General features: G+C 64.2%; 22 protein-coding genes and 1 pseudogene. 19 read left to right on the top strand and 4 right to left on the bottom strand.

Features of this window, described 5'->3' with window-relative positions; translation table 11 throughout:
* Window positions 1–2: 2 nt before the first annotated feature.
* From AC1RU4_RS09620 to AC1RU4_RS09635, 4 genes are read left to right on the top strand one after another with little or no spacing between them, the layout of a single operon-like run.
* Complete coding sequence (locus tag AC1RU4_RS09620) at window positions 3–2,126, top strand: ABC transporter permease (RefSeq protein WP_492890852.1); 2,124 nt, start codon at window positions 3–5, stop codon at window positions 2,124–2,126.
* Window positions 2,123–3,229: a strictosidine synthase gene (locus tag AC1RU4_RS09625; protein WP_492890853.1), complete on the top strand. Its 1,107-nt coding sequence runs from the start codon at window positions 2,123–2,125 to the stop codon at window positions 3,227–3,229. The genes AC1RU4_RS09620 and AC1RU4_RS09625 overlap by 4 nt, the downstream gene beginning before the upstream one ends.
* Window positions 3,226–4,731 carry a sugar ABC transporter ATP-binding protein gene (locus AC1RU4_RS09630; protein ID WP_492890854.1) on the top strand — a complete coding sequence of 502 codons (1,506 nt, stop codon included), beginning with the start codon at window positions 3,226–3,228 and terminating at the stop codon, window positions 4,729–4,731. Before AC1RU4_RS09625 ends, AC1RU4_RS09630 begins: the two co-directional genes overlap by 4 nt.
* Before the next feature lie 41 nt (window positions 4,732–4,772).
* A complete protein-coding gene (locus tag AC1RU4_RS09635) occupies window positions 4,773–5,639 on the top strand; it encodes an oxidoreductase (RefSeq protein ID WP_492890855.1) in 867 nt (288 codons plus the stop codon).
* A gap of 52 nt (window positions 5,640–5,691) precedes the next feature.
* On the opposite strand, the gene AC1RU4_RS09640 is transcribed toward AC1RU4_RS09635, so the two are convergent.
* A complete protein-coding gene (locus tag AC1RU4_RS09640) occupies window positions 5,692–6,090 on the bottom strand; it encodes a Zn-ribbon domain-containing OB-fold protein (protein ID WP_492890856.1) in 399 nt (132 codons plus the stop codon).
* A gap of 188 nt (window positions 6,091–6,278) precedes the next feature.
* On the opposite strand from AC1RU4_RS09640, the gene AC1RU4_RS09645 reads away from it, so the two are divergent.
* From AC1RU4_RS09645 to AC1RU4_RS09655, 3 genes are all read left to right on the top strand, one after another.
* Complete coding sequence (locus AC1RU4_RS09645) at window positions 6,279–7,673, top strand: 3-isopropylmalate dehydratase large subunit (RefSeq protein ID WP_492890857.1); 1,395 nt, start codon at window positions 6,279–6,281, stop codon at window positions 7,671–7,673.
* Window position 7,674: 1 nt separating this feature from the next.
* Window positions 7,675–8,313, top strand: coding sequence for a 3-isopropylmalate dehydratase small subunit (locus AC1RU4_RS09650; protein WP_492890858.1), 639 nt, complete (start codon window positions 7,675–7,677; stop codon window positions 8,311–8,313).
* Between the two features lie 63 nt (window positions 8,314–8,376).
* On the top strand, window positions 8,377–8,928 hold the full coding sequence (locus AC1RU4_RS09655) for a carboxymuconolactone decarboxylase family protein (protein ID WP_492890859.1): 552 nt from the start codon (window positions 8,377–8,379) through the stop codon (window positions 8,926–8,928).
* 204 nt (window positions 8,929–9,132) lie between these two features.
* Here AC1RU4_RS09655 and AC1RU4_RS09660 read toward each other — a convergent pair whose 3' ends face one another.
* The gene (locus AC1RU4_RS09660) at window positions 9,133–9,450 is read right to left on the bottom strand and encodes a carboxymuconolactone decarboxylase family protein (RefSeq protein WP_492890860.1); all 318 of its coding nucleotides are present in this window, start codon (window positions 9,448–9,450) and stop codon (window positions 9,133–9,135) included.
* Window positions 9,451–9,633: 183 nt separating this feature from the next.
* On the opposite strand from AC1RU4_RS09660, the pseudogene AC1RU4_RS09665 reads away from it, so the two are divergent.
* From AC1RU4_RS09665 to AC1RU4_RS09705, 9 genes and pseudogenes are all read left to right on the top strand, one after another.
* Window positions 9,634–10,539: pseudogene (locus AC1RU4_RS09665) on the top strand (acetyl-CoA C-acyltransferase); the annotation flags it as partial.
* A 112-nt stretch (window positions 10,540–10,651) separates the two neighbouring features.
* A complete protein-coding gene (locus AC1RU4_RS09670; RefSeq protein ID WP_492890861.1) occupies window positions 10,652–11,887 on the top strand; it encodes a CaiB/BaiF CoA transferase family protein in 1,236 nt (411 codons plus the stop codon).
* Window positions 11,888–11,932: 45 nt separating this feature from the next.
* Entirely contained in the window at window positions 11,933–12,712 is a 780-nt protein-coding gene (locus tag AC1RU4_RS09675; RefSeq protein ID WP_492890862.1) for an enoyl-CoA hydratase-related protein, read from the top strand.
* Window positions 12,713–12,724: 12 nt separating this feature from the next.
* Window positions 12,725–14,341 carry a class I adenylate-forming enzyme family protein gene (locus AC1RU4_RS09680; RefSeq protein ID WP_492890863.1) on the top strand — a complete coding sequence of 539 codons (1,617 nt, stop codon included), beginning with the start codon at window positions 12,725–12,727 and terminating at the stop codon, window positions 14,339–14,341.
* A gap of 1 nt (window position 14,342) precedes the next feature.
* Window positions 14,343–15,116, top strand: coding sequence for an enoyl-CoA hydratase/isomerase family protein (locus tag AC1RU4_RS09685; RefSeq protein WP_492890864.1), 774 nt, complete (start codon window positions 14,343–14,345; stop codon window positions 15,114–15,116).
* Window positions 15,109–15,813, top strand: a complete 705-nt coding sequence (locus tag AC1RU4_RS09690) for an SDR family NAD(P)-dependent oxidoreductase (RefSeq protein ID WP_492890865.1) — start codon at window positions 15,109–15,111, stop codon at window positions 15,811–15,813. The genes AC1RU4_RS09685 and AC1RU4_RS09690 overlap by 8 nt, the downstream gene beginning before the upstream one ends.
* On the top strand, window positions 15,813–16,979 hold the full coding sequence (locus tag AC1RU4_RS09695; protein ID WP_492890866.1) for an acyl-CoA dehydrogenase family protein: 1,167 nt from the start codon (window positions 15,813–15,815) through the stop codon (window positions 16,977–16,979). Before AC1RU4_RS09690 ends, AC1RU4_RS09695 begins: the two co-directional genes overlap by 1 nt.
* Window positions 16,976–18,478 (top strand): 3-hydroxyacyl-CoA dehydrogenase family protein, encoded by a 1,503-nt coding sequence (locus AC1RU4_RS09700; protein ID WP_492890867.1) that lies wholly within the window; start codon window positions 16,976–16,978, stop codon window positions 18,476–18,478. Before AC1RU4_RS09695 ends, AC1RU4_RS09700 begins: the two co-directional genes overlap by 4 nt.
* Window positions 18,471–19,943: a 3-hydroxyacyl-CoA dehydrogenase NAD-binding domain-containing protein gene (locus AC1RU4_RS09705; protein ID WP_492890868.1), complete on the top strand. Its 1,473-nt coding sequence runs from the start codon at window positions 18,471–18,473 to the stop codon at window positions 19,941–19,943. Before AC1RU4_RS09700 ends, AC1RU4_RS09705 begins: the two co-directional genes overlap by 8 nt.
* A 410-nt stretch (window positions 19,944–20,353) precedes the next feature.
* Here AC1RU4_RS09705 and rpoN read toward each other — a convergent pair whose 3' ends face one another.
* The gene (gene rpoN, locus AC1RU4_RS09710) at window positions 20,354–21,919 is read right to left on the bottom strand and encodes an RNA polymerase factor sigma-54 (RefSeq protein ID WP_492890869.1); all 1,566 of its coding nucleotides are present in this window, start codon (window positions 21,917–21,919) and stop codon (window positions 20,354–20,356) included.
* A 224-nt stretch (window positions 21,920–22,143) separates the two neighbouring features.
* On the opposite strand from rpoN, the gene AC1RU4_RS09715 reads away from it, so the two are divergent.
* From AC1RU4_RS09715 to AC1RU4_RS09725, 3 genes are all read left to right on the top strand, one after another.
* Window positions 22,144–23,790, top strand: a complete 1,647-nt coding sequence (locus tag AC1RU4_RS09715; RefSeq protein ID WP_492890870.1) for a sigma-54 interaction domain-containing protein — start codon at window positions 22,144–22,146, stop codon at window positions 23,788–23,790.
* A gap of 289 nt (window positions 23,791–24,079) precedes the next feature.
* Entirely contained in the window at window positions 24,080–24,898 is an 819-nt protein-coding gene (locus tag AC1RU4_RS09720; RefSeq protein ID WP_492890871.1) for an SDR family oxidoreductase, read from the top strand.
* A gap of 3 nt (window positions 24,899–24,901) precedes the next feature.
* Window positions 24,902–25,738, top strand: a complete 837-nt coding sequence (locus AC1RU4_RS09725) for an enoyl-CoA hydratase/isomerase family protein (RefSeq protein WP_492890872.1) — start codon at window positions 24,902–24,904, stop codon at window positions 25,736–25,738.
* A gap of 52 nt (window positions 25,739–25,790) precedes the next feature.
* On the opposite strand, the gene AC1RU4_RS09730 is transcribed toward AC1RU4_RS09725, so the two are convergent.
* Window positions 25,791–26,579 (bottom strand): shikimate dehydrogenase family protein, encoded by a 789-nt coding sequence (locus tag AC1RU4_RS09730; RefSeq protein ID WP_492890873.1) that lies wholly within the window; start codon window positions 26,577–26,579, stop codon window positions 25,791–25,793.
* Window positions 26,580–26,608: the final 29 nt, after the last annotated feature.

Raw genomic sequence — 26,608 nt, forward strand, 5'->3', positions numbered from 1 at the left:
CCATGCGCGCAGCCGAAGCACTGACGCGGTTCCGGTACACGGCCTTCCCCGATCATGTGATCGGGGAAGTACTGTCGAAACGGTGGACCGACAACGCTATTCCTTTCGCCGCTCTCCTCATCGTCCTTCTGACCTTCGGGCAATTGACACCGAACTTGTTCACGGTGGCGAGCCTTTACGATTTCTCGGCCCAGCTTGCGGATTTTGCCATCATCACGATCGCGATGATGATCGTGGTGCTGTCCGGTGGGATCGATCTTTCCGTGGGGTCGGTCTTCGCGCTCTCCGCGCTGACCATACTGACCTGTCTCAATGTCTATGATCTTCCCCTGCCGCTCTCCGTCCTACTGACGCTTCTCGTCGGAGCGGCCTGCGGCGCCGTCAACGGCTTCCTTATCGGCTTTCTGCGCCTGCGCGCCTTCCTGACGACGCTGGTCACGCTGATCCTGTTCCGGTCGGCCTTCGAGCTTCTGCTTCCGAACGTCGCCACCTCGATCGTGCTTGGCACGTCAAGCTCGGAGGTCTGGGCAGAGCTCGGCACGGGCTCGATCTTCGGAATGTCCTATTCGGTCTACATCGCGGCTCTGGTCGCGATCTTCTGGCATATCGTGCTGTCCCGGTCGCGTCCGGGCTGGCACATCGCCGCGGTCGGGGGATCCCGTCGGTCCGCTTACAACGCCGGCATCCGTGTGCGGACGGTCTTGTTCCTGACCTATGTCTATTCGGGCATGATGGTGGCTGTTGCCGCGATCCTGTTCGGCGCGCGTCTCGGCAGCGTCGGCATGGACACCGGCGTCGGCCTCGAAATCACCGTGCTGACCGCCGTCGTCCTCGGCGGTTGCACCCTTGGCGGGGGCAGGGGATCGGTCGCGAAGGCGCTTCTCGGCTCGATCATCGTGCTGCTGGTGGCGAACGGGCTGCTGCAGCTCGGGGTCATCGGCACGACCTCGGCGATGATCATCGGCATCGCACTTCTTTTCGCCGTCTGGCTTGACGTGCGTTGGGTCAAGAACCGCCACAAGATCATCGACAGTGCCTATGTCTCGCCCGCCTATCTGAAGCTTCCCGAATGCCCGGACGCCGATGAAGGGGCGAAGGGCGTCTACGCCGTGAACAATGCCTTGCGCGACGCCGCCCCGCTGGGGCTTGGCGATGTCGAAGGACCGGAGGACGTCCTGCTCGACCGGCAGGGCAATCTCTATTCCGGGTCGCGCCACGGAGAAATACATCGCTGGTTCGCACCCGACTACACGCGCCACGAGATCTTCGCGCATGTCGGCGGGGCGACGCTGGGAATGAACGTCGACAAGGACGACAATCTCGTGGTCTGTGTCGGAGGGATGGGTCTCTACATGGTCACGCCCGAAGCCGAGGTCGTCAAGCTGACCGACGAGACCAACCGCAGCCTCTTCTCGATCATCGACGATTCGCGCATCCGGCTGGCGGACGATCTAGACATCGCTCCGGACGGCCGCGTGTTCTTTTCCGAGGCGAGTATCCGCTACAACGATTGGGACTGGCCGGTGGACATGATCGAGAGCCGCGGAAACGGGCGGCTGATCTGCTACGATCCTCGGACCCAGACGACCCGTACCGTCCTGCGAAACCTGATCTTCGCCAATGGCATCACCTGCTTGAAGGACGGCGAGTCGCTCCTCTTCACCGAGAGCTGGAAGTGCAAGGTCAGCCGCTTCTGGTATGACGGGCCGAAGAAGGGCACCGTCGAGACGGTGATCGAGAACCTGCCCGGCTATCCGGACAACATCAATCGCGCCTCGGACGGCAACTTCTGGCTGTGCCTCGTCGGCATGCGGGGCCCGGCGCTCGATCTCGCCATTACGAAGCCCGGCCTGCGCCGCCGCATGACGCGTCGCGTCGCCCAGGCGAACTGGATGTTCCCGAACATCAACACCGGCTGCATCCTGAAGATCACCGTGGACGGTCAGGTCCTGGAAAGTCTTTGGGACAAGGGCGGGCAGAACCATCCGATGATCACCTCCTGCAAGGAGCATGAGGGTCACCTGTTCATCGCAGGCGTTTTCAACAACCGGGTCGGCAAGTGGAAGATCCCCGGCGCTGATCCGACCTGGACCGGACCCGTGGACTACTGGGGGGCGAAGGCATGATCGGCGCCATTCGCGACAGGATCGATTCATTTCGGGGCATGGGTAAATACAGCACGTCCGTGCCGGTGATGGACGGCCCGCTGCAACCGAACCAGGCGCTCGAACGCGCGCCGGCGCGGTTTACGGTTCCGGGTCTCGACAATCTCGTGTCCTCCGGCGATGCGCTCTTTTTCAGTGGTGGCTCGAAACTCCTGCGGGTCATCGAGGGTGCGCAGCAGGAAGATCTCGCCGATTATCGCCACGAGATCACCTGTCTCGCCACGGACGGCGCGGACGCCGTGGCCGTCGGCCTCGATGGCGCCGGACTCGTGATTCGCGGTGGTCGTCACGACGGGGTCGCCATTCCGACGCTCGGGCAATCCCCGTTCATCTGCCCGACAGCCGCTCTGTTCCTGAACGAGAAGACGCTCGTCGTCGCATCGGGCTCGGCCGAGCATACCGGCGCGCAGTGGAAGCGTGACCTCATCAAGCGGGGTGCGACCGGCTCGGTCTGGGAGGTCGATCTCGCTACCGGCGACCAGCGCCTTCTGAGGAGCAGGCTCGCCTATCCCTACGGCTTGGCGACAGGTGGTGAGCACAATCTCGTGGTCAGCGAAGCGTGGGGCCACCGGCTGATCGCCCTCGACCAAGATCCGGCCAAGCCCGCGAAGGTGGTTCTGGACGACCTGCCCGGCTATCCCGCGCGGCTCCTTCCCGCCGCGCATGGCGGCTATTGGCTGACTGTCTTCGCCCCGCGCAACCAGCTTCTGGAATTCATCCTGAGCGAGCGGGCCTATTGCGACGAGATGGTCGACACGATCGATCCCGCCTATTGGATCGCGCCCTCGCTCGCCAGCCGTGCAAGCTTCAAGGAGCCGCTGCAATATGGTGGTGTAAAGCACATGGGTGTGCTGAAGCCCTGGGCCCCGTCCTGGTCCTATGGGCTCGTCGTCCTGCTCGGCAGCGACTTTCATCCCGTCACCAGCTGGCACAGTCGGGCGGACGGCAGCCGGCACGGTGTTACCAGCGTCGCCATGCATAAGGGCGAAATAATCGTCGGGTCGAAGGGGGCCGGGCTTGGTCTCATCCTCGACACCAGGGATGTATTCGGAGACTACGCATGACCGATCCCCTTCTGGAACTCAAAGGCGCCACGAAGCACTTTCGCGGCGTCTATGCGGTCAAAAACATCGACCTGACGCTGAGGCGCGGCGAAATTCATGCGGTGCTCGGCGAGAACGGCGCCGGCAAGTCGACCCTGATGAAATGCCTCGCGGGCGCCTACCCGCTGAGCTCGGGGGAGATTCTGATCGACGGCGAGCCTGTGGTTCTCGAGACACCCTCGGCCGCGCTGAAGCAAGGCATCGCCATGGTGTTCCAGGAAACCAACCTGGTAGGCTCGATGACCGTGGCCCAGAACATCTATCTCGGGGAGGAAAACTTCCTGAACCGATTGCGAGGACTGTACATCCGGGCTCAGACGTTTTTGCTGTCGATGAAATTCAACGTCGACCCGACTGTGCTCGTCAGTTCGCTCGGGGCGGCCCAGAAGCAGATGGTCGAAGTAGCTCGCGCGGTGTATCATGCCGCCAAGATCATTATCTTCGACGAGCCGACAGCTACGCTTACGCCTGAAGAGAAGCGATACTTCTTCGGCTTGGTCCACCGGCTGAAGGCGCAAGGCATCGCGATCGTTTTCATTAGCCACGCGCTGGAAGAGGCGCTGGAGCATTCCGACAGCATCACCATCCTGCGCGACGGCGAGAAGGTTGCGAGCGGGCCGACGGCAATCTTCACCCGCGACAAGATCATCCAGGCGATGATCGGCCGGGAACTGGCCGGCGAACTCTACGGTGCCCGCAAGGGCCGCGAGATCCCGATCCGCAAGCCCCGATCCAAGATCTTGAGCGTGAACAACCTCTCCATGGTCAACATCGTCCGCAACACCTCGTTCAATGTCTATGACGGCCAAGTGACGGGCATGTTCGGGCTGGTCGGCGCCGGGCGGACCGAGACGATGAAGGTCGTGGCGGGCGCGATGAAGCGCAACTTCTTCCATGGGGGAGAGATTCGGTTCATGGGACGGCCTGTCCGGTACCGCGTCCCGAGGCCCGCCGTTCGCGACGGGATCGTCTACGTCACCGAGGACCGCAAGCACGACGGATTCTTCGAGACGATGTCCGTCGCCGAGAACATCAAGATCGGCGATCTGGCGAAGGGCTCCAACCCCTTCGCCACGGTGTCCCGGACCGAAGCGCGCAAGCTGGCGGACTACTGGACGGGCGCGCTGCAGATCCGCGCGATCGACTCTTCCGCGAAAGTGATCGAGCTGTCGGGCGGAAACCAGCAAAAGGTGGTGATCGCCAAATCGCTGGTGCAGAAACCGCGGCTGATCATCTTCGACGAGCCGACCCGCGGGGTCGATGTCGGTTCGATCGTCGAGATTCACAATCTTATCAATCGGCTAGCGGATGAAGGCATCGCGGTCGTCCTGATCTCCTCCTACCTGCCCGAGATCCTGGCCTTATCCGACCGCATACTGGTGGCGCGCAAGGGTCAGGTCGTGGAGGAGATGAGCGCCGCCGATGCGACCGAGGAGCGGATCATGTACGCCGCGGTCCACTGAACCACTGGGCCACAGCGCAGTGTCATCTAGAAGATGAAGGAATGATCGTGAACACGGAACCTAAGACTTGGCTCATCACAGGCGCGGACAAGGGGCTGGGATATGCAGCCGCCAAGTCCGCACTGGAGCGCGGCGACAATGTCTTTGTCACCGTCCTGGCCCCCGACGGCAGCCATCCGCTTTCGGCCGAGTATCCCGAGCGGTTTCGCTCGGCCCATCTCGACGCGAAGGACACCGCGCGCGTCGGTGAGGTGGTCGAACAAGCTCTAGCGGCGTTCTTGCGGATTGACGTCCTTGTGAACAACGCTGGCTACGGGCTGCTCGGCTTGGTGGAGGAAACCCCGCCCGAGAAATATCGCCCGATGTTCGACGTGAATTTCTTCGGGTTGGTGGAGATCACTCGCGCGGTCCTGCCGATCATGCGGCGGCAGCGGTCGGGGCACATCATCAACCTTTCCTCAATCGGCGGGTTCGACGGGGTCGCGGGGCTGGGGATGTACTGCGCTTCGAAATTTGCAGTCGAGGGCTTCTCCGAGGCGCTCGAGCAGGAGGTGCGGCCGATCGGTGTCAAGGTCACGATTGTGGAGCCGGGCCCGTTCCGCAGCGATTTCGCGGGGTCGTCGCTCGACGCAGTCATCACGACCAACGAGGACTATGCCGCTGCGGCCGCCTTCGTTCGGAGCTACCAGAACGACAAGCACGGCAAGCAACCCAATGATCCGGCTAAGTTCGGCCCCGCGCTGTGCACGCTGGTCGACGCCGTGTCTCCGCCCCTGCGCCTGCCTCTGGGCGTCGAGGCGGTGGAACGGATCCGCTCGGAGATGAAACAGGTCGCCGGCGATATCGACCAGTGGCTGGATTTGGCCCACTCCACGCGCTTCGATCCCGAGTTCAGCCCAGGGGCGTGATCCTCTCCGGCGAGATGGCAGACCCGCCGTCATGGCTGGCGGGTCTGCCGGCTCACGCCGCGCGGAACCGCGGCAGGACGTTGCCCTCCGCGTCCGGCGCGAACTCGACTGTGACCCGGTCGCCGATCCGGGTCTCGAGGGCGCGCTCGCCTACGATGGTGGTGATCATCCGCGGTCCTTCCGCGAGCGTGATCGCGCCGATCACATAGGGAACTTGGTCCCGGAAGGCGGGAAGGGGCGCGCGTCGCACCACGGTGACGCTTTCGACGACGCCCTGGCCGCCGCTCTCTATCCACTGAAGCTCTGCCTCCCAGCACGAGGCGCAGTGCTGCCGCGGCGGGAACTGCGCCTGGCCGCAGGTTGAGCAGTGCTGGATCAGGAGGCGTCCATTGCGCGCGCCCTTCCAGTATTCAACGTTGTCGGCGTTCTCGAAACGGCCGGCAGAGTTCATATGGATCGATCCTCCTGATCCCGGACAGTCCGTGCATTGGCAGGAACGGAGCGTTCCCCCATATGTCTGTCGAAAGTCCCGCAATATCCTTGCCACGACCCGCGACCTCCTTGCGGATGGCACGCTCGTTGCGAGCTGCTCACGAGAGACGGCCGCAAGGCCCCCGAAGGAATCAAGGCCGCGAGATCATGGCCAGAACCATCTTCCAGAAAATCCTGGACCTGCACCGGATACACGAGGAGGGTGGGCGTAGCCTGATCTTCATCGACAGGCTCGTTGCCGCGGACACGGCGATGGGGGCGTTCGAGACGCTGCGCGATGGGAATTATGCGATCCATCGGCCCGATCAGATTCTGCATATTCCCGATCACTACACGCCCTCGTCGGGACCGAGCTTGGCCTTCTTCACCGACGTGGAGAAGCGCATCCTCGTGCGGGACACCGAGCTCCGTGCGCGGCAGCTGGGCGTCGAGGTCATCGGCATGGAGGATCCCCGCCGCGGCATTCAGCATGTCGTGCTGGCGGAACTTGGATACGCCCAGCCGGGGCTCGTCCTGGCCGCGGCGGATTCGCATACCTCCACCATGGGCGGCCTCGGAGCCCTTGCGATCAGCATCGGCACCGACCTGGCGCATGGTCTCGCCACGCAATGCGTCTGGCTCAAGGAGCCGGCCCAGATGGCGGTGCGGCTGGAAGGCGCGCTCGGGCCGGGCGTCTCAGCCAAGGATGTTGCGCTTGCATTGATCGCAAGGGTCGGTCTCGGATTCGCCGCCGGCATGATGCTGGAGTTCCGAGGCGACTATGTCAGCGACCTGTCGGTCGAAGGCCGTATGACCCTGTGCAACCTCGCGATCGAGATGGGCGCCCGGGTCGGGATCGTTGCCCCTGACGACAGGACCTTCGATTATCTGCGCGGCCGGCCCTTCGCCCCTAGTCCCGACCACTGGGAGGCCGCGGTCGCCCTCTGGCGCGATCTGGCGACGGATGCAGAAGCCGCGTTCGACCGGGTGGTCTCCCTCGACGTGTCCTCCGTTGAGCCGATGGTGACCTGGGGCAACAGCATCGACACCGCGGTGCCGATCACGGCGGCGATACCCGATCCGGGTCTGGAGGGGAGCGATGATCGCCGAGAGCTTATGTTCCAGTCTCTCGAGTACATGGGCCTGCGCCCCGGCATGGCGATGACCAGCGTCGCGGTGGATCAGGTCTTCATCGGGTCCTGCACCAATTCGCGGATAGAGGATCTGCGCGCGGCGGCGGCGATGCTGGCTGGACGCAAGGTCAGTGTCGCGACACTTGTCGTACCTGGGTCCGGGACGGTCGCCGAGGCCGCCGAGAAGGAGGGCCTCGTCGATATCTTCCGGGCTGCGGGCGCGAAGTGGGGCGTGGCCGGCTGCTCGATGTGCGTGTCGATGAACGGCGACGCGGTCCCCTCGGGCGCGCGCTGCGCATCTACCTCAAACCGCAACCATGTCGGACGGCAGGGGCGGGGGAGCCGGACGCACCTGGTTTCCCCGGCAACGGCCGCCGCCACCGCCGTGGTCGGCCGCTTCGCCGATCCCCGGATATTTCAGGGAGGCTGAAATGACCGGCCTTGCGAAGGTGGTCTCGCCGGCGGTGCCGCTCGCCATTGACAGTCTCGACACCGACCAGATCTTTCCTGCGCGCTTCATGAGCAAGAAGCGCAGCGACGGGCGCTATGGCGATTACTTCCTGCATGACCTGCGGTTTCGCGAGGACGGCACCCGGGTCGCGGACTGTATCCTCGACGATCCCAGGCTGGCGGAAGCGCGGATCATCGTCGCGGCGACCAACTACGGCATCGGCTCGGCCCGGCCCGGCGCGATCCAGTCGCATCTCGATTTCGGCGTCCGGGTGGTCATCGCCGAGAGCTTTGGCGCCGTGTTCTCTTCGGTCGCCTACAAGTCCGGCCTTCTAACGATCAGGCTGGAGCCTGCAGAGGCGCGGTCGCTGCGCGACAGCGTGGAGGCCGCGCTCGGTGTTCCGGTCACGGTGGATGTCGTCGGCCTACGCATCGTCGGACCCGACGGGCGGACCTACCCCTTTGATCTCGATTTCTTCGTGAAGCAGATGATCATCGAAGGGCGCAGCGAGATCGACATCACCCGAGGGTTTGCGGACCGGATCGAAAGCTTCGAGGTGCGGTACAAGTCGCAATTTCCCTGGATTTATGGCCCTCGGCCGGACGCGTCAGGGGAATGATCCCTGGCGGTGGAAGAGTTGACGCACAGTGTCGCCAGACAGATGTCTTTATGGAGGACAATCTTGCCATTCCTTAAGTCAATGCCCGAAAACGCCGGACCGCCGGCGATCTTCAACCGCTATCCCGAGATTTACGCCCACTGGTCGGAAATGAGCCAGGCGCTGATGAACGGCGACTCGCCTCTCAGCGAGGGCGAACGCGAGCTGATCCTCGCCTATGCCGCGGCGGCTGTGGGCTGCGAGTTCGTTTTCGTCGCACATGAACAGGTCGCTTATGCCTGGGGCATCCCGGACGGTGCGATCCGACAGTTGCTCGAAGACCCCGACACCGCCGCCCTCGGCGCAAAACTCAAGCCTCTGCTGGCTTTCGTGTACAAGCTCGCGGTCACGCCGAGCGACGTGGCCCAGGCTGACGTGGACGCGGTCCTAGCCGCGGGATGGGACGAGAAGGCCCTGCATGACGCGGCTGCGATCACCGGGCGTGCCGCCTTCATGCAACGGCTGGTCCAGGCATTCGGCTTCACGCCCCTGACCCGGGAAGCGGCGGTCGCTCGGGCGCGGAAGCGCAAGGAACTCGGCTACGTGCAGCTCTATGCAGGGGCGGAGAAGAAGTAGCCGGCGCGGACGCGGGGCAGGATCCTGAACGCGCGCCGCTGATGCGTTCAGAATCCGTGTCCTCCCCGCGACGTTCCCTGGATCACCCAGCGAACAAAGCGGATTGGCAGGCCGCTGAAACCAAAGCCCGATGGCCGGAGAACGAAGTCCGCAGGGCATCGGATCAGGACACCAGGCAGGCGGCCATTGGCCACTGGCCGGCGCTCAGCCTTCTCTCTCCAGGATTTCCAGCGCGGCCCGCCCGACTGCGAGCCCGGCAGGCCAGCCGGCGTAGAATGCCAGTTGCACGGCGAGGCCGCGCAGCTCGTCCGGCGTTACGCCATTCTCGGCGGCCTTGCGTATATGTGCCCGTAACTCTTCGTCCCGGCCGAGCGCCGCGAGGACGGAACAGGTGACGAGGCTCCTGTCCCGCGGAGACATTTCAGGCTGGACCCAGACGTCACCGAAAAGGACTTGCTCGCGGATTCTCGATAGCTGGGGGATCGCCTCGTAGATCCGCGCCGATTCCGTCGATTTCTTCATTGTTTCCTCGCCAAGAGCATCCGGCCTTGTCGCGCCGTCGCGCAAGGTTTGGCAAGCGATGTGCCATGAGCCGCACGCCGCGTCGCGGCGGTGGCATGCGGGTTGCTCGATCGTCAGACAGGCTGCGGCGCGGCATGGCGGGGCGCGAAGAGACAGTCACTCGCGTCACGACGGATCAAGGATATGGATGCATACCTTTGCGATGGGGTTCGCACACCGATCGGACGTTACGGGGGAAAGCTCTCGTCAATCCGTGCGGATGATCTCGCAGCCCTGCCGATCGCGGCGCTGGTCTCGCGCCATCCGGGCGTGGACTGGTCCAGGCTGCAGGAAGTGGCGTTCGGCGCGGCCAATCAGGCGGGCGAAGATCACAGGAACGTCGCGCGGATGGCGGCGCTGCTTGCGGGCCTGCCTGCGGACGTCGCCGGAGTGACCGTCAACCGCCCCTGCACCTCCGGCATGGATGCGGTCGGCGCCGCGGCCCGGGCCATCCGCGCGGGCGACCAGGACTTCGTCATCGCGGGCGGCGTAGAAAGCATGAGCCGGGCACCCTTCCTGGCGCCCGAGGCGACGGGCGCGTTCAGCCGCGACGCGCCGCTCCAGGACACCACCATCGGCCGGCGCTTTGGCAACCCAAAGATGACCAAGCTCCGTGGCACGGAGTCGATGCCACAGACAGCGGACAATGTCGCCGCAGACTACAATGTCTCGCGCGAGGACCAAGACGCCTTCGCCGCGCGCTCGCAGGCCCGCCGGAAGGCGGCGCAGGACGCGGGGGTTTTTCGCGACGAGATCGTCTCGGTACCGATCCCTCAGCGCAACGAGGATCCGATCATCTTCGACGTCGACGAGCATGCGCGCCCGGACACGGACGTGGAGGCTCTGTCGCGCCTGAAGGGCGTGAACGGCGCCGATCTCAGCGTGACCACGGGCAATGCGTTCGGCGTCAACGATGGGGCGGCCGCTCTGATCCTCGCGAGCGAAAAAGCCGCGGCGGCGCAGCCGCTGAAGCCGATCGCACGCATCGTGACCGTCGCCTCGGCGGGCGTGTCGCCTCGGGTCATGGGGGTCGGGCCCGTTCCCGCCAGCGGTCATTCTGGAGACGGTCTCAGCAATGAGCGCCGCTGGGTCGGAGCGCCCGGCGGTCGCTGGCACGGAGATTGCGGCTTCGTCTTCCGAGGATTCCTGGAAAGGGTGTGCGATGAACGTCGGCGAAATATCGACAGTCCGGCAAGAGGAAAGTCTGCCCTTCCACGCCCTGCCGCGAGTAGGTGCAGGTTCTTGCTTCCCGCTTCTTTCGGGGGTCCGGGTTGTGGACCTAACGACATCGGTCGCCGGTCCCTATGCGACCATGTTGCTGTCGGACTTCGGCGCCGAGGTCATCAAGGTGGAGCGCCCCGAGGGCGACGATGCGCGCCAATGGGGCCCGCCGTTCCTCGACGGTCAGGCACTGTGGTTCACGGCGATCAATCGCAACAAGAAGAGCATAGTGCTCGAGCTTCAGACCGAAGGCGGCCGCGCCGACCTTCTCCGCCTGATCCGCAGCGCCGACGTCTTCGTCACGAACCAGCCGCCCGACGTTCAGCGCAAGTTGGCGCTCGACTACGAGACGATCCGCGCCGAGCGTCCGGGCATCATCTTCGTTTCGATTTCCGGCTTCGGGCTTGAGGGGCCCCGGGCCGATCTGACGTGCTACGATCTTATTGCCGAAGGCTACTCGGGGATCATGGACATCACCGGAGAGGACGGCGGTGCTCCGCAGAAAATCGGGGCTCCTGCGGCAGACATGCTGGCGGGTCAGGACGCGGCTATGGCCGCCATGGCGACGCTGTTCGACCGCCAGAAGACCGGGCGCGGACGCAAAATTGACGTCAGCCTCGTGGAGAGCATGACGCGCTTTCTGACCTGCCGCATCTCTTCCTACCTCGGATCGGGAGAAGTCCCGGTACGGTCAGGCGGCAAGGACAGCGTGATTGCAATCTACCAGCCGTTCCAGACTGCCGATCATCCGATCAATCTCGGGCTCGGGTCGGATGCGATCTGGAAGCGGTTTTGGCGCGCCGTCGGAGATGTGGAGTTCGGAAGCCGCAAGGGGTTCGACAGCAACGCCGATCGACGGAACCATCGCGCCGAGATCGTTACGCATATCCAGGAAATTCTCCTGTCCCACAGCCGCAAGCACTGGCTGCAGGTGTTTGCCGCCGCCCGGGTGCCGGCCGGTCCGATCAACCGCGTCGATGAAGTGACCGCGGATCGCGCACTGCAGGATCGCTGGCTCTTCTTCGCGCTTGAGGCCGCGGACGGCCGTCTGGTCCCCCAGATAGGCCTGGGCATACAGGTCGACGACGCTGCTAGCATCCCGCGCTCCGCGCCGCCCCTGCTCGGCCAGGACACCGCCGCCGTCTTCGCGACCCTGGCGGCTGCGGAAGGTAAGTGAGGCGTCCCTTCCAGGAGACCTTTCATCGGAAGAAAGAATCAAGACATGGCCTTCAGCGAGATTCTCTACGAAGAAGACGGCCCGATTGGCTGGATCACCCTGAACCGTCCCAGCAACGGCAATATGTTCACCGAGACGATGTGCCATGAGATCCGGGACTGCATCGAGGCGATCCGACGAGAAACCAGGACCCGGGTGGTGGTGTTGACCGGCGCGGGGGACAAGTTCTTCTGTATCGGCGGACAAAAGGACGGGATGGAGGACACCAAGCTCTATGCGGGCGTCCTGCCGACTCTGGAGATGTACGAGGCCATCGATCGGCTGCAGAAGCCGGTGATCGCGAGCGTGAACGGCTTCGCGGTCGGCGGCGGGAACGTGCTGCAGATGGTCTGCGATGTGACGATCGCCAAGCAGACCGCGGTCTTCCGCCAGGTTGGGCCGATGATGGGCTCCTTCGACGCCGGCTACGGCACCTGGTATCTCGAGGATATCGTCGGCAAGAAGCGCGCCAAGGACATCTGGTATTCAAATCCGAAGATTTCCGCCGATGATGCCCTGGCGATGGGACTCATCAACCGCGTCGTCCCAGACGACCAACTGCGCGCGAAGACCCGGGAATACGCGCTCGATATCGCTGAAAGAGGGGCATTTGCCCTGGCGGCGATCAAAGGTGCATTCAACGCTCGTCACGGCGGCGTCGGCGGCCTCTCGCGGGTCACGCACGACCTGCTGCTGAGCCAGTACCTCGGGACGGCCGAGCAGAAGGAACTCAACGAAAGTTTCACCGGTCGCCGAAAGCCCGATCCGGCGAAGTTTGGTCACTAGAAAGGAAGGGCCATGAGACCATTTCTGACCCTGCACGATCCACCCACGGCCCGGGACTACTATGATAGGGGGCTCTGGACTGGAGATACGTTCTATTCGCTGCTGGCGGGCCACGCCGAGTGCAATCCCGATGCCCCCGCGCTCCGCGACGGCAGGACGGAGCTTGACTGGCGTTGCTTCAAGGCGCGGGTCGATGCGATGGCCGACAGTCTCGTCGAGAACGGCTTCGTCGCCGGCGACCGCCTGGCGCTGTGGATGTCCAACAGGGTCGAGGCGATCATCGCCTTCCTTGCATGCTCACGGGAAGGGGTGGCGTGCAATCCCTCGCTTCACAGAACTTATACCTGCGGGGAGATCGTCACGCTCCTGACGGAGCTCAAAGTGCGGGGCCTCGTCGCGGAGACGGGCTGGGGCGCGGACCGGGCGCGGAGCGATTTCGAGGCGATGCTCGCCGAGCTCCCTTTCCTACGGAAGGTCTACAACCCAGATCGGTTCCCCGGCCACATCACCCTCGTTGATCGCGAGCCCCACGACAATCCTGACACCGTCGCCTATCTCGCCTTCACGTCGGGTACGACCGGCCGACCGAAATGCGTCATGCATTCCTGCAATACGCTACTCGCCAATGCGCGCGACCTCGCGCGAGACTGGGCCCTGGACCGACGCTCAGTCATCCTCACGCTGTCGCCGCTCTCGCATCACATCGCTTGGGTTGCCGCCGGTCAGTGGCTCGTCTGCGGCGGACAACTCATCACCGACGATCCTCCAGCGGGGATGAGTAGGCTCGACTGGATCATCGAGACCGGGGCGACCTATGTTCTCGGCGTCCCCACCCATGCGATGGATATCCTGACCGAGCAGCGTGCGCGGGGGATTTCGCGGATCGGCCAGGTGCAGACCTTCTACATGGCCGGGGCGCCGATCCCGCACGTCGTCGCCAGGGAGTTCGTCAACCAGGGGATTACGCCGCAGAACGTCTACGGCATGACCGAGTGCTCTTCGCACCAGTACACTCATCCGACCGACCCTCCTCAAGTCTGGATCGCGACATGCGGCCGGGGCGGGCCGGCTTATGAGGCGCGCATCTGGGATCCTGAGAACCCGGACCAGGAGCTGCCGCGAGGTCGGACCGGAGAGATCGGGGGCCGCGGCGCCGCGATGATGCTTGGCTACTTTGGCAACCAGGAAGCCACCGAAAACACGATGAACGTGCATGGCTACCTGCTGTCGGGGGATCTCGGTTCCTTTGACCATGACGGGAATCTGCGGATCGAGGGTCGCAAGAAGGACCTGATCATCCGCGGCGGCCACAACATTTTCCCCTCCCGGATCGAGGCCCTGGCGCTGACTCATCCGGATGTTGTCAAGGCCGCGGCCTTCGGCGTCCCCGACGAGCGCTTGGGCGAGAAGGTCTGCCTTGCGATCATCGGCGACATCGCCGCCGACGACGTGCTTCGGCATCTCGACGCCGAGGGCCTGTCGAAGTTCGACATGCCCGAATGGTTCATAACCGTTGCCAGCCTGCCGCTTTCGGCGAGCGGCAAGATCCTGAAGCGGGAGCTGGCCGAGATGGTCCGGCGCGGCGAGCTTGCGCCCAAGCCGGTTCGCTTCGTCACTGAAAGAGTCTGACATGTCATTTGTCGAACTGACGCGGCGGGGCTCCTGCGCGTTGCTCACCCTCAATCGGCCCGCAACCCTGAACGCCCTGTCCTTCGATATCCTCGACCAGATCGGCGTCGCGATTGATACAGCGGCCGCCATGCCCGGCGTCCGCGCTCTCTTGATAACGGGCGCCGGCGAGAAGGCCTTCTGCGCGGGCGCCGACATCAAGGAACTGCGCAACCGCGGCCTCATCGCCCAGAAGCGCGGAGCCGAGCGAGGTCAAGCCGTCTTCGCGCGCCTGGACGCCATTCCGATCGCCTCGGTCGCCCTCGTGAACGGCTACGCCTTCGGCGGGGGATCGGAGCTGGCGCTGGCGTGCACCTTTCGGCTCGCTTCGCCGAACGCTGCCTTCGGTCTGCCCGAAATCAAGCTTGGGCTCATCCCCGGATATGGCGGCACCCAGCGCCTTCCGCGCCTGGTGGGTGAGGGGCGGGCACTCGAGATCATCATGACGGGCCGCACGGTCAAGGCGGAGGAGGCCGAACGCATCGGTCTCGTGAACGCCGTGGTGGAGGGCGACCTGATCGAGGCGGGGCTGGCCTTCGCGGACCGCTTCACCCGCTATAGCCTGCCCGCGCTCGAATTCGCCCGGCGGGCGGTCCAGCGTGCCACCGACCTGCCCCTGCACGACGGACTGCGGATCGAGGCTGATCTCTCGACGCTCGCCTATCGGACGGGTGACGCCGAAGAGGGGATGGCCGCATTCGAGGAAAAGCGCAAGCCGGAGTTCAAGGATGCCTGAGGGCCAGATCGTCGTCACGGGTGCCTCCAAAGGCATCGGCGCCGCCATCGCCACGGAGCTCGCGGCGCGGGGATACGAGGTCTCCTGTCTGTCGCGCTCCGGCGGCGGGAGCGTCGGGCGCGGCTTCGCCTGCAACATGACGGACGAAGCCGCGGTGGCCCGCGTCTTCGCCGAGATCGCGGAAATAGGTCCGATCGCGGGATTGGTCAACAACGCTGGCGTCCATATCGCCGGGCCGATCGCCAGTCTGACAACGGAAGAATTCAACCAGACGATCGCCCTCAACGCTACCGCGGTGATGGTTGCCTCCCGCGAGGCGTATCCGCATTTGCGTTCCACCGGCGGAACGATCGTCAACATCGGCTCCTTCTTCGACAAGCTCGGCGTTCCCGACAACCTCGCCTATTGCGCTTCCAAGGCGGCGGTAGCAGCGATGACGCGCTGCATGGCAGTGGAGTGGGCGCGTGACGGCATCCGGGTGATGAATGTCGCGCCGGGCTATATCGAGACTGACCTCAACCGCGATTGGCTCGCCCGCGAAAAGGTTCGCGCCTGGATGCGGCAGCGCATTCCCGTGGGCCAGCCGGGCGCCGCTGCCGACGTCGCAAAGCTGGTCGCGGCGATCTTCTCCGAAAGGATCGGGTTCCTGACTGGCGAGACCATCTATCTGGACGGCGCGCAAGGAATGAACCACTGATGAAACTCTATGACGCGGTCGCGCGCGCGCGAAACTGGAACGACGAAGAGCGGCTGATCCTCGACCAAGTCCAGCGAGTGGCCGACGAGGTGATAGCGCCGGACGCCGAACATGTCGATGCGAGCGGCGAATTCCCCTGGAAGAACGTCGAGGCGCTGAACGCGCTCGGACTGAACACGATCTTCGTGCCGGAGGCGTTCGGCGGGACGGAGATGTCCTACGCGCTCTATTTGGAGATCGTCTCGATCATTTCCGAGGCCTGCGGATCGACTGGGATCATCTACGCGACGAACTACCACGGCATGAAGCCGGTGATCGACTTCGGGAATGACGAGCAGCGGCAGCGTCTGCTGCCTCGGATCGCTGAGGGTGGACTGGGCGCGTTGGCTATCACCGAGCCGACCGCGGGATCGGATGCGACCGGCATGCGGACCGCCTTCAGGCCCGACGGCGACGATATAGTCATTCAGGGATCGAAGATCTTCATCACCAACGGCGATGTCGCCGATCTTTACCTGCTCTTCGGCAAATGGTCGGAGATCGAAGACCCCAAAAAGGCGATCTCCGTGCTGGTCCTTGAGAAGGGCGCTGAGGGGTTTAGCGTGATCTCTAAGGAGAAGAAGATGGGCCACAACGGCTCGTCGACCTGCGCGCTTGCCTTCGACGCTGTCCGAGTGCCGCGCGCGAACCTGATCGGCGCGCCGGGCGATGGATTGCGCATTCTGCTTGCCTCCCTGAACAAGTCGCGCCCTTCGGTGGCCGCCCATGCGCGCGGCATCGCGCGAGCGGCGTTCAAGGACATGGTGAGCTATGCCAATGAGCGTCGCCAAGGCGGCCGGAAGGTGCTCGATTTCCAGGGCAACCAGTTCACTCTGGCCGATCTGGCGTGCGAACTGCTCTTGCTCGAACGATGGATCGACTATGTTGCCGCGCTCGTCGATGGCGGCGAGACCGATTTCGGGATGGAGGCTTCGGTCGCCAAGCTCCGTGCCAGCGACCTGGCGATGCGCATGGCGACGGAATGCGTGCAGTTCCACGGTGGTTACGGATATTGCCGGGACTACCGCGCCGAACGGCTGATGCGCGACGCCAAGATCACCCAGATCTGGGAGGGCACCAATCAGGTGCATCGCCAGCTCATCGGACGGAGTTTCATAAGCAGATGACCAGTATCAGGAAAGTCGCGATTTGCGGGGCCGGCGGCACGATGGGCGCGGGGATCGCGCTCGTTGCCGCCCGAGGCGGCGCGGAGACCGTCTGCTTCGATATGGCGCCCGAGGGCCTGGCGCGCTCGCGCAAGGCGGCCGAGACGTTCTTCGGAAAGGGCGTCGAGCGCGGCAAGATGACCGTCGAGGAGCGGGATCTGGCTCTGGCCCGGATGAGCGACACTAGCGATCTCGCGGATCTCGCCGATTGCGACCTCGTTATCGAGGCGATCTACGAAAATCTCGAGGTCAAGCAGAACCTCTTCAAGCGACTGAACACCATTTGCGACGCGCGCACGATCTTCGCGTCGAACACCTCGACGTTGTCGATCACCCAGATCGCTTCCGGCTGCGGCCGCGAGGATCGGGTGGTCGGCATGCATTTCTGCCTGCCTGCACAGCTGATGAAGCTCATTGAGATGTCGCGGGGGATCAATACGTCGGACGAGACGTTCCGTGCTGCCTGGGACTGGACCGAGGCCGTCGGCCAGCTCTCGGTCGAGACACAGGACAAGCCGGGCTTCATCCTCAACGCGCTCCTTGTGCCCTTCAACAACGACGTCATCCGCGCGATTGAGGCCGGACTTGCGACGCCTGAGGACATCGATATCGCGATCCGGTCCGGTCTCGGCTACAAGATGGGCCCCTGCACGCTGCTCGACCTGATCGGCCTCGACACGCAGCTCCGGCTGGGCGAGGCCTTCTATCCGATCACCTTGGACAAGCGGGCCTCTGTCCCGCCGCTGCTACGCCGCATGGTCGCCGCTGGAAAGCTCGGGAACAAGTCGGGCCAGGGCCTGTTGACCGGTGCCGCGACCCCGAAGGCCGCGACGGCGCCCTCCTTCGCCATCGTCGTCGCAGGCGAGAGCCGCTCCTTCCCAGTCGGCGACCCCTTCCTGTCGGCGGCTGCCGCCGAAGGCGAGGTGACCATCCACCTGGGCGGAGGCTGTGCGCCCGACGCCGCCAAGGCGGCGGTTCTGGTGGAGCTCGACACCGAGTGCCTCGGCGTCCACACGGGCGAGGATCTGGGCCGCGAAGGCTCGAACGCCGTGGGCTTCGCCCGCTACCGTAACGGCAACGATCAGCCTTCGCGGCTGGTGGAGCTGGTGCGCCAACCCCAGACCGATCCAGCGGCGCTGGCCGCTGCGCGGGCGATCTTCGAGGTTGCGGGCTTCGACGTGGTGGTGTGCGCTGACCAGCCTGGACGGATCATCGATCGCCTCGTACGGCCGAAATACAACGACGCCCTGCGCTTCCTCGACGAGGGTCTCGCGAGCGCCCGGGACATGGACAAGACTTGCTGCATGGGTCTCGGCTATCCGGACGGGCTGCTCCAGCGGGTGGCGCGTGGAAACCTTGCCCGACATTTCACGATCACCAAGGCCCTCTATGATCAGACAGGTCAGCCCGGCTACGCGCCGGCCCGAGGCGCGGTCGTTGCGCATATGCGCGATGCTTGAGGATGCGGCGGATCGCGAGGAACAGCAGATGACGGGCATCGGAGCGATTGATCCGTCCAGGGTCGTGGGGGTCATCGGCGCTGGCACGATGGGCGCCGGCATCGCCCAGCTCGCTGCGGCCGCCGGCCATCGCGTCCTCCTGTTCGACGCGTTCGAGGGCGCCGCCGAGCGGGGACTGGCGCGGATCGCCGAGGGCCTCGACCGACTCGTCGCGCGAGGAAAGACGGGTGCCATCGACCGCGACGCGCTCATCGGCCGGATCGCAGTGGCCAAGGAGATCGTGGCGCTGGCCGACGCGGGCTTGGTCATCGAGGCCATCGTCGAGAATCTCGACGTCAAGCGCGCGCTCTTCGGGGAGCTCGAGACGTTGGTCGGGCCGGAGGCGATCCTCGCGAGCAATACCTCCTCGATCTCGATCACGGCGATCGGGCGCGACCTGTCCCATCCCGAACGCCTCGTCGGAATGCATTTCTTCAATCCGGCGCCGGTGATGAAGCTCGTCGAGGTGGTTTCCGGCATCGCTTCGAGCCCGGAGGTGGCGGCCAGGGTGTTCGCGACCGCGACCGCGTGGGGCAAGATTGCCGTCCATGCGAAATCGACCCCCGGGTTCATCGTGAACCGCGTCGCCCGTCCCTACTACGCCGAAGCCCTCCGGCTCTACGACGAGCAGGTAGCCGATCCGGCGACGATCGACGCGCTGCTCACCGAGGGCGGGGGATTCCGGATGGGGCCGTTCGAACTGATGGATCTCATCGGCCATGACATCAACTATGCCGTCACCAAGTCCGTCTTCGACGCCTATTATCAGGAGCCCAGGTTCCGTCCTTCGATCGCCCAGCTCGAGCTCATCAACGCCGGACGACTCGGCAGAAAGACGGGACGCGGCTTCTACGACTACACCCAAGGGGCCGCCGGACCCGTGCCGGCCACGTTGATGCCCGACCCCACAGCGACCGTCATCGATGGTTTCGAGATCGGCCGGGAGTTCAATGTCGACGGCGTGACTATAGTGCGAACCGATGGCGCGACGGCAGCCGACCGCGCCCGGACGCGCGGAGGTCCTGTCATCGTCTACGACCTCGCGTCGTTCGGAGGGGGAGGCACCCGGCTCGCCTTCGCCGCTTCGCCGACAGTTCCCGCGGATACTGCGGCGCGCTTTGTCGCAACCCTCGCGCGGCAGGGAATCCGTGCGACGCAACTGCCGGACTGGCCGGGCCTCGTGGTGATGCGCACCCTCGCCATGCTTACAAACGAAGGCTTCGAGGCGGTCCTGAACGGCATCGCAGACGAGGACGGCGTTGATGCGGCGATGCGGCACGGTGTGAACTATCCGCAGGGACCAATCGGCTGGGCGCGACGGATCGGCCTGTCGCTGATCCTCTCCGTGCTCGACAATCTGTACGCCCTCACCGGAGATCCCCGCTACCGGGCGTCGCTTGGCCTTCGGATCGCCGCGCGCGAATGACAGGCCCTCGATGAGGAGCGTTCCGTCGCATCCGTACAGTGCTCGGTGCTCGGATGTCTTCGAGGGGCGGAACGGAGCTGGGCGTCGCCGACGTCGGGCCATGTCGATGGGGACGCAGCTCTCGTTGGGGAATGGACCCACCGGATTAAATGTCGCGCGACGCGGAGTAAATCACGGCGCGGACCCCATCGGGCGGCTGGGGGCGGTGCTGGCGCCGCGCGCCTGCCGGCGGCTCTCGGATGGTCTCCTACGCCACCGGCCTTATGATCAACAGCGACCACGGCATCATGGCGAGCTGACAAAGCGGCCCGCAGGAAGCACGTCTCGAGGCCCTCCGGCCCGGAAGGTCCGGCGCCGCGAGGGCTCTGGCCCTTGCAGCAGGCCGGGATCGGCAGGTGGAGGCGCCGTTCCTATGCCGGCTGCATGTCTCCGGCGCTTCCATGAATGCCGTACTCGCCGCTTTGCGCCAGGAGCGGAACGTGGCGCAAGGCGAGGGCGGGCCGTCGCGCCGCCGCTTCGGACGCCATTGGAGACTGCTTCGCGGGTCGTGGCCGATCCGGAGCCGCGAACTGCTCGATGGCGGCCTTCTGGCGCTTCCGCTGCAGGGACGACTGGAGCTTCATCATCTCCCGATATTTAGCGACGGTGCGGCGTGCGATCTCTATACCGTCCTCGCGGAGCTGGGCGACGATCGCGTCGTCCGACAGTATCGTGGCGGCGGTCTCGGCCTCGATCATCTGCCTTATACGATGTCGAACCGCCTCCGCGGAAAAGCCGTCGCTTCCCTCCACTGAAGAGACCGCGTTCGTAAAGAAATATCTTACTTCGAAAATGCCACGGCTGGTCATCATGTACTTATTGGCTATGGCCCGACATACGGTCGATTCATGCATTCCGATCGCATCCGCAACTTCCTTAAGGGAAAGCGGCCTGAGATGTTCCACACCGTCCCTGAGAAAGCGTGCTTGCCGGGCAACGATTTCGGTCGCGACCTTCAGCATCGTCCTGGCACGTTGATCGAGGTTTTTCGCGATCCAGGCGCCGTTTCGGATGCAGTCAACGACGAACTGCCGGTCGGCGCCGGACACTCCTGTCGCGCATACCTCCGCATAATACTGGCGGTTGACCAGAACGCGCGGTAGGAGGCTCGGATTTAGCTCGACCGAACTGCTGCCGTCCTCGCGCGTGTTGACGAGGATGTCGGGAAGGGCCGGCAGCACTGGTTCCACATCGAACCCGCGGCCGGGCTTGGGATCGAGCGCACGGATCTCCCTTGCCATTGCAAGGACCTCGCTGGCGTCCACATGGCATGCCTTGGCGAGCTCCGAGACGTTGTAGGCGGCGAGCAGGGACAGGTTCTGGAGCAGTATCTCCTTCGCAGGCGTCATGCGGCCCTGCTCGATTAGCTGGATGCGGAGGCACTCGGCCAGGTTCCGCGCGCCGATTCCGGGCGGGTCGAAGGTCTGGACCGTCCGCAGGACGGCCTCGACCCGCTCCTGCTCGGTGCCCAAATAGCCGGCGAGCTCGACGAGATTGCGCCGCAGATATCCGTCAGGCTCGATTGAGCCGACGATCTCCACCGCGATGATCTGATCCGCCTGATCGCGGATGGTCATCCCGATCTGTTGGTGCAGGTGCTCCCTGAGCGAGACCTTGGCCTCGCCGTAATCCTCGATGTCCCAGGCGTCGTTCGTGGACGCGCCTACGCTACGGAGTTTTCCGACGCCCCCCGTTCCGGGGCCGGGCGTGTAGGAGCGCAAGGACTCCTCCGGCGCCCCGGCCTTGGTCGAAGCGGGTGCTGCAGCCTCTGGCTCCGCACCGACGACTTCGATCATCGGATTGCGTTCGGCCTGGCGGGTCAGATACGCGAGCAACTCGTCCTGCCCATACTGCAGCATATTCAGAGACTGAATCGCCTGCTGAGTGATCGCCAGCGACTGTCTTTGAAAAGCGCCGACATTTGGCGTCAGCTTCATGGCTTCCCTCCCTGGGAATGGCTTCTTTGCGGCCCTTGTGGGCTCTCAAGCGGTGCAACTCGTCAGCGAGAGTCCTCGAAACAAGCGCCACCGTGCGACTCTTGCTTGAGCATGAGACACATTACAAGACGAAATCGGCATTAAAGTCCAAATTACCGACAATACGCTTGACCAAGTGTTCGCATTGTGGACATGTGTTTGTCGCAAACAACGGGGAGGGAGCCGTGTCCAGCGCCAACACCCAACTAGGGATCGCCGGTCTCGTCGTCATCAGCGACGCCCATCAGGTGATGACGTCGCTTGGCGTCGGCGCGGATCGCCGCGTGCTCGCGGTGGTGGCCGATCCGGAATGGATGGCGGAGGCCCTTGAGAGGCGAATGCAACCCTTGCTTTTGGCGGATACGACACTCATCGCTCTGGTGACGAAAGTGGCCAAAGGCAACTTGGTCCTACTGAGCCAAGCGTCGACCGATACGGTACTGAGCTTCGTCATGAATGTCGATTTTGCATACGACATCCTGAATCACATCCTGACCGATCCATATGACGCCATGGCCGTCGTGAACGCGAAAGAGAAGGTCGCCTTCATTTCCCCTGTGCATGAAAAATTCTTTGGCCTTGAGGCGGGCGAGGCCATCGGACGTCCTGTTCGGGAGGTGATCGAGAATACGCGACTCCCCCATGTCTTGCGAACGGGCGTGGCGGAAGTCGGACAAATCCAGCGCATGCGCGGAAGCGAACGGGTGGTTTCGCGCCATCCCATCAGGCACAATGGCAAGGTCGTCGGTGCCATCGGCCGTGTGATGTTCAAGGGTCCCCAGCAGGTCGAGGCGATGGCACGCCGCATCAACGCCCTTGAGCGTCAGATCGCGACCTATAAGCAGGAGGCGCGGGAGACCGATTCGGGCGACAAGTTTCTCCAGGCCATCATCGGGCAGAGCCTTGCCATCGAGTCGGTGCGCCAGCAGATCCGCAAGATCGCGCCGCTCGACATTCCCGTGCTGATCCAGGGAGAGAGCGGCACCGGAAAGGAGCTCGTCGCGCAGGCGCTGCACATGCTGAGCGCGCGCCAGGACGCACGTCTGGTCACCATCAATGCGGCAGCGCTGCCCGACTCTCTCGTCGAGAGCGAGCTGTTCGGCTATGCGCCGGGATCATTTACGGGGGCTGACAAGAATGGCCGCGCCGGCAAGTTCGAGCTTGCCGACAAGGGTACGATCTTTCTCGACGAGATCGGCGACATGCCCCTCGACACGCAATCGAAGCTCCTGCGCGTCCTTCAGGACAAGATGGTCGAGAGGGTCGGCGGCGAGAAACCGAAGTCGGTCGACTTCCGCCTTTGCAGCGCGACGAACCGCGATTTGGAGAGCTTCGTCGCACAGGGGCGCTTCAGACTGGATCTGTATTACAGAATCAGTCCGGTGGTGATCGTCGTGCCGCCGCTCTCCGAGCGCACGGAAGACATTCCCCTTCTCCTGACGCATTTCGTGAACGATCTCGCCAGGCAATATAACCGGCCACTGCCGGAAATCTCGCTGGATGTGCCGCAATATCTCATGGAGCGGGCATGGCCGGGAAATGTCCGTCAGCTAAGACATGCCGTTGAACGCGCGTTTGTTTTCGCTGAGCTTGGCCATCTAGGTGTGGGAGATTTCGAGCAGGCATCGTCTTTCGGTCGTGCTGCGCACCCTGGGGGGGAGCGAAGCATTCCTTCAGCTGGTGGTGAGCAACTCAAGGGGGCCCTTGGCGGGCTTGAGGCGAAGCTCATTAGTGACGCGATTATCCGCTTCAAGGGCAACAAGAAAAGGGCCGCTGAACATCTGGGGATCTCGCGCTCTTATCTCTACAAGAAGCTCGAGTCATTGAAGTAAGGGATTTGAGACTTTCCAAACAGCCTCTTACACCCGACCGCAATCACAGCTCTTTGATTGGTTACCCCTGTTGGCGTGGCTTGCACGGTCGCTCGAAGGGCCCAGTGTCGTCTTGCTCAGAGGGGCAAGCTATGGCGCTCCTTAATCCGATTACCCTCATCTCTGCTCTCGAAACTGAAGCCACCGTAAGAGGCTCGTTCCTTTTGGCACCGCGATTGCGGGGTAGGTCGCAACGCGAGTGCTCGATCGAGTGTGCGGGTAGTGCGTCGAAACAAGCGAGGAGTGATCGATGAGCTTCTGTTCGGATGCGCTTGGCGGGCGTGTCGCCGTCATCACAGGTGGTGGCAGCGGGATCGGGCTCGGCATCGCCAACGCCTTCGCGAGCAAGGGCGCGCGTCTCGTCCTTGCGAGCCGCAATTTGGTACGCCTCGAGGCGGCGGTAGCGCAACTGCGCACCCTTGGGGGCGAGGCGACGGCGGTACAGGTGGATGTGCGCTCGCCGGAGGCCGTTGAGAAGGCCGTCGCGACCGCCGTGGAAACCTATGGTCAGCTCGACGTCATGATCGCCAATGCGGCGGGGAACTTCGTGGTGCCGGCCGCCGAAATGTCGACAAACGCCTGGAAGGCGGTAATAGAGATCGACCTCAACGGCACGTTCTTCTGCGCCCGCGCCGCCTATCCCCATCTGCGCCGGTCGAAATTCGGCGGCCGTTTCATCGCGATCTCCACGACACGGGCGCTGGAAGGATGGCCCGGCTGCGCTCACGCCGGCGCCGCCAAGGCCGGCATCATGTCGCTGATCCGGACGCTCTCGGGCGAATGGGGCAAGGACGGCATCCGCTGCAACACAATTGCGCCGGGCGCGATCGGCGACACCGAAGGCGTCAAGCGCATTTACGAGGATGCCGGCCGGAAAGCGCTCGAACTCTCCTCGATCCCGCTCGGCGAATTCGGTCGGACGACCGACATCGCCAATGCCGCCGTCTTCCTCGCCTCGGATGCGGGGGCGTACATCACTGGCGCCGATATCGTGGTCGATGGCGGGCGCAATCGCAGCCGGTCGAGCACCGGGGTGGCTGTAGCACTGCCGGCGACCTCGGATGCGTGAGGGATGGCGATGATCCGGCAACTGCCCCATATCGAGACGGAGCGGCGGGGATCCGTCCTAGTCGTCCGTCTTGCGAACGAGGCGGCGCGCAACTCGCTGACTCGTGAGCTGCGCTTCTCGCTCCGCGAGGTGGTGCGCGAAGTCGAGGATGACCACTCGATCCGGGCGGTCTATCTGTGCGCGAAGGGCAAGACCTTCTGTTCCGGAGGCGATCTGCGCATGCTGACCCAGGCGTCGGAGCCTTGGGCCGTGCATCGCCGCTTCCGCCATGCCGCGGGCCTCTTCCCAGCCTTGCTGAACCTGGAACGTCCGGTGGTTTGCGGCGTCCGCGGGATGGCGATCGGCGGCGGCATGGGCCTTGCACTGATGTCGGATCAAATCATTGTCGGAGAGAGTGCGCGGTTTGGTGCCGGATTCTTCCGTCTTGGCGTCGTGCCGGACTGCCTCACCATGTTCACGCTGCCCCGCCTCGTGGGGCTCGCGCGGGCGCGGAACTTCATCTACGGCGGACAGACCTGGTCGGCGCGGGAAGCGGTCGATCTCGGCGTCGCCGTGTCCGTCGTGTCGGACGATGAGCTGGACGCCGCCGGGCTCGCCCTGGCTGAAAAGCTCGCGGCTGGGCCAGCCGAGGTGATGGGTCTCGCCAAGCGGCTGCTGCTCAAGTCCTTCGAAAGCAGCCTTGCCGACATGATGGACTACGAGGACCTCGGCCAGTCGCTGGCCATGTCAAGCGCGGAGTTCAAGGAAGGGCTCGACGCACTGGTCGAGAAGCGTCCGGCCAATTACATCGGCGCCGCGAAGGCAAGTTCCATCTCGGATGGCCTGCCATCTTCTGAATAAGCGCTGAAGCTCGCGCCGGCCGGGCAGCCGGCGCGAGCCGCCTGCCCGGTCACTACTTCCCGAGCATGAAGTCGATCATCATCTCCTGAACAGCCTCGACCATCTGCACGCCATTCGCCGCCCGGCAACCCGCCGCCTCGGCCGCCTGCAGAAAAGGCGTGTCTTCATGGCTGATCACATCGCCCACGAACATCGAGGCGGTGAGGAGCTCGGGCGCGACGGGCAGCGGATCGTCGGGGGACATGCCCATCGGGGTGGCGTTGCACACCAAATCGCATCCCGTTGGATCCGGCGGGCCTGCGATTGCCCGACCCGCAACATCCATACCGGCCAGGATTCCGAGCAGATGGGCAGTGCGCGCCTCATTTGTGTCGTGGATAATCAACTCCCGGACTCCCGCCTCGAGGAGGGCGATGGCAATCGCGCTGCCTGCTCCGCCGGCGCCTAGCAGCAGGGTCCGCGCGCCCTCGGGTTTCGCGCCCCGGTCGACCTGCGCCTTCACGAAAGCGAGGCCGTCGAGCATGTCGCCATGCCAGGTGCCGTCCGGGTTGCGCCGGATCACGCTGACGACCTTGAGGAGCGTCGCGCATTGCGACCCGCTGGCGCAGTAGGCGTAGGCAGTAAACTTGTGCGGCATGGTGACGAGGATGCCGTCGACATTGCCCGTGGCCGTAAGTCCCCCCATCACGGATTCCAGCGCGCCGTCGGGCACTTCCATCGGCACGCAGACGGCGTCATGTCCTCTGGCCGCGAAGTTCTCACTCAGGAACTCGGGTGACTTCACGAATTTGATCGGGTCGCCGATGATCGGATAGAGTCGCGTTTCCCCGCTGAGCTTCATGCAGATTTTCTCCAAGTTCCTCGTTTGTA

Source organism: Ancylobacter sp. GW821-FHT10E12, from assembly GCF_058809335.1.

Bases quoted from the DNA above. Each gene is read 5' to 3' on its own strand.
- AC1RU4_RS09620 (WP_492890852.1), top strand. From the start codon at position 3: ATGCGCGCAGCCGAAGCACTGACGCGGTTCCGGTACACGGCCTTCCCC.
- AC1RU4_RS09625 (WP_492890853.1), top strand. From the start codon at position 2,123: ATGATCGGCGCCATTCGCGACAGGATCGATTCATTTCGGGGCATGGGT.
- AC1RU4_RS09630 (WP_492890854.1), top strand. From the start codon at position 3,226: ATGACCGATCCCCTTCTGGAACTCAAAGGCGCCACGAAGCACTTTCGC.
- AC1RU4_RS09635 (WP_492890855.1), top strand. From the start codon at position 4,773: ATGATCGTGAACACGGAACCTAAGACTTGGCTCATCACAGGCGCGGAC.
- AC1RU4_RS09640 (WP_492890856.1), bottom strand. From the start codon at position 6,090: ATGAACTCTGCCGGCCGTTTCGAGAACGCCGACAACGTTGAATACTGG.
- AC1RU4_RS09645 (WP_492890857.1), top strand. From the start codon at position 6,279: ATGGCCAGAACCATCTTCCAGAAAATCCTGGACCTGCACCGGATACAC.
- AC1RU4_RS09650 (WP_492890858.1), top strand. From the start codon at position 7,675: ATGACCGGCCTTGCGAAGGTGGTCTCGCCGGCGGTGCCGCTCGCCATT.
- AC1RU4_RS09660 (WP_492890860.1), bottom strand. From the start codon at position 9,450: ATGAAGAAATCGACGGAATCGGCGCGGATCTACGAGGCGATCCCCCAG.
- AC1RU4_RS09670 (WP_492890861.1), top strand. From the start codon at position 10,652: ATGAACGTCGGCGAAATATCGACAGTCCGGCAAGAGGAAAGTCTGCCC.
- AC1RU4_RS09675 (WP_492890862.1), top strand. From the start codon at position 11,933: ATGGCCTTCAGCGAGATTCTCTACGAAGAAGACGGCCCGATTGGCTGG.
- AC1RU4_RS09680 (WP_492890863.1), top strand. From the start codon at position 12,725: ATGAGACCATTTCTGACCCTGCACGATCCACCCACGGCCCGGGACTAC.
- AC1RU4_RS09685 (WP_492890864.1), top strand. From the start codon at position 14,343: ATGTCATTTGTCGAACTGACGCGGCGGGGCTCCTGCGCGTTGCTCACC.
- AC1RU4_RS09690 (WP_492890865.1), top strand. From the start codon at position 15,109: ATGCCTGAGGGCCAGATCGTCGTCACGGGTGCCTCCAAAGGCATCGGC.
- AC1RU4_RS09695 (WP_492890866.1), top strand. From the start codon at position 15,813: ATGAAACTCTATGACGCGGTCGCGCGCGCGCGAAACTGGAACGACGAA.
- AC1RU4_RS09700 (WP_492890867.1), top strand. From the start codon at position 16,976: ATGACCAGTATCAGGAAAGTCGCGATTTGCGGGGCCGGCGGCACGATG.
- AC1RU4_RS09705 (WP_492890868.1), top strand. From the start codon at position 18,471: ATGCTTGAGGATGCGGCGGATCGCGAGGAACAGCAGATGACGGGCATC.
- rpoN (WP_492890869.1), bottom strand. From the start codon at position 21,919: ATGAAGCTGACGCCAAATGTCGGCGCTTTTCAAAGACAGTCGCTGGCG.
- AC1RU4_RS09720 (WP_492890871.1), top strand. From the start codon at position 24,080: ATGAGCTTCTGTTCGGATGCGCTTGGCGGGCGTGTCGCCGTCATCACA.
- AC1RU4_RS09725 (WP_492890872.1), top strand. From the start codon at position 24,902: ATGGCGATGATCCGGCAACTGCCCCATATCGAGACGGAGCGGCGGGGA.
- AC1RU4_RS09730 (WP_492890873.1), bottom strand. From the start codon at position 26,579: ATGAAGCTCAGCGGGGAAACGCGACTCTATCCGATCATCGGCGACCCG.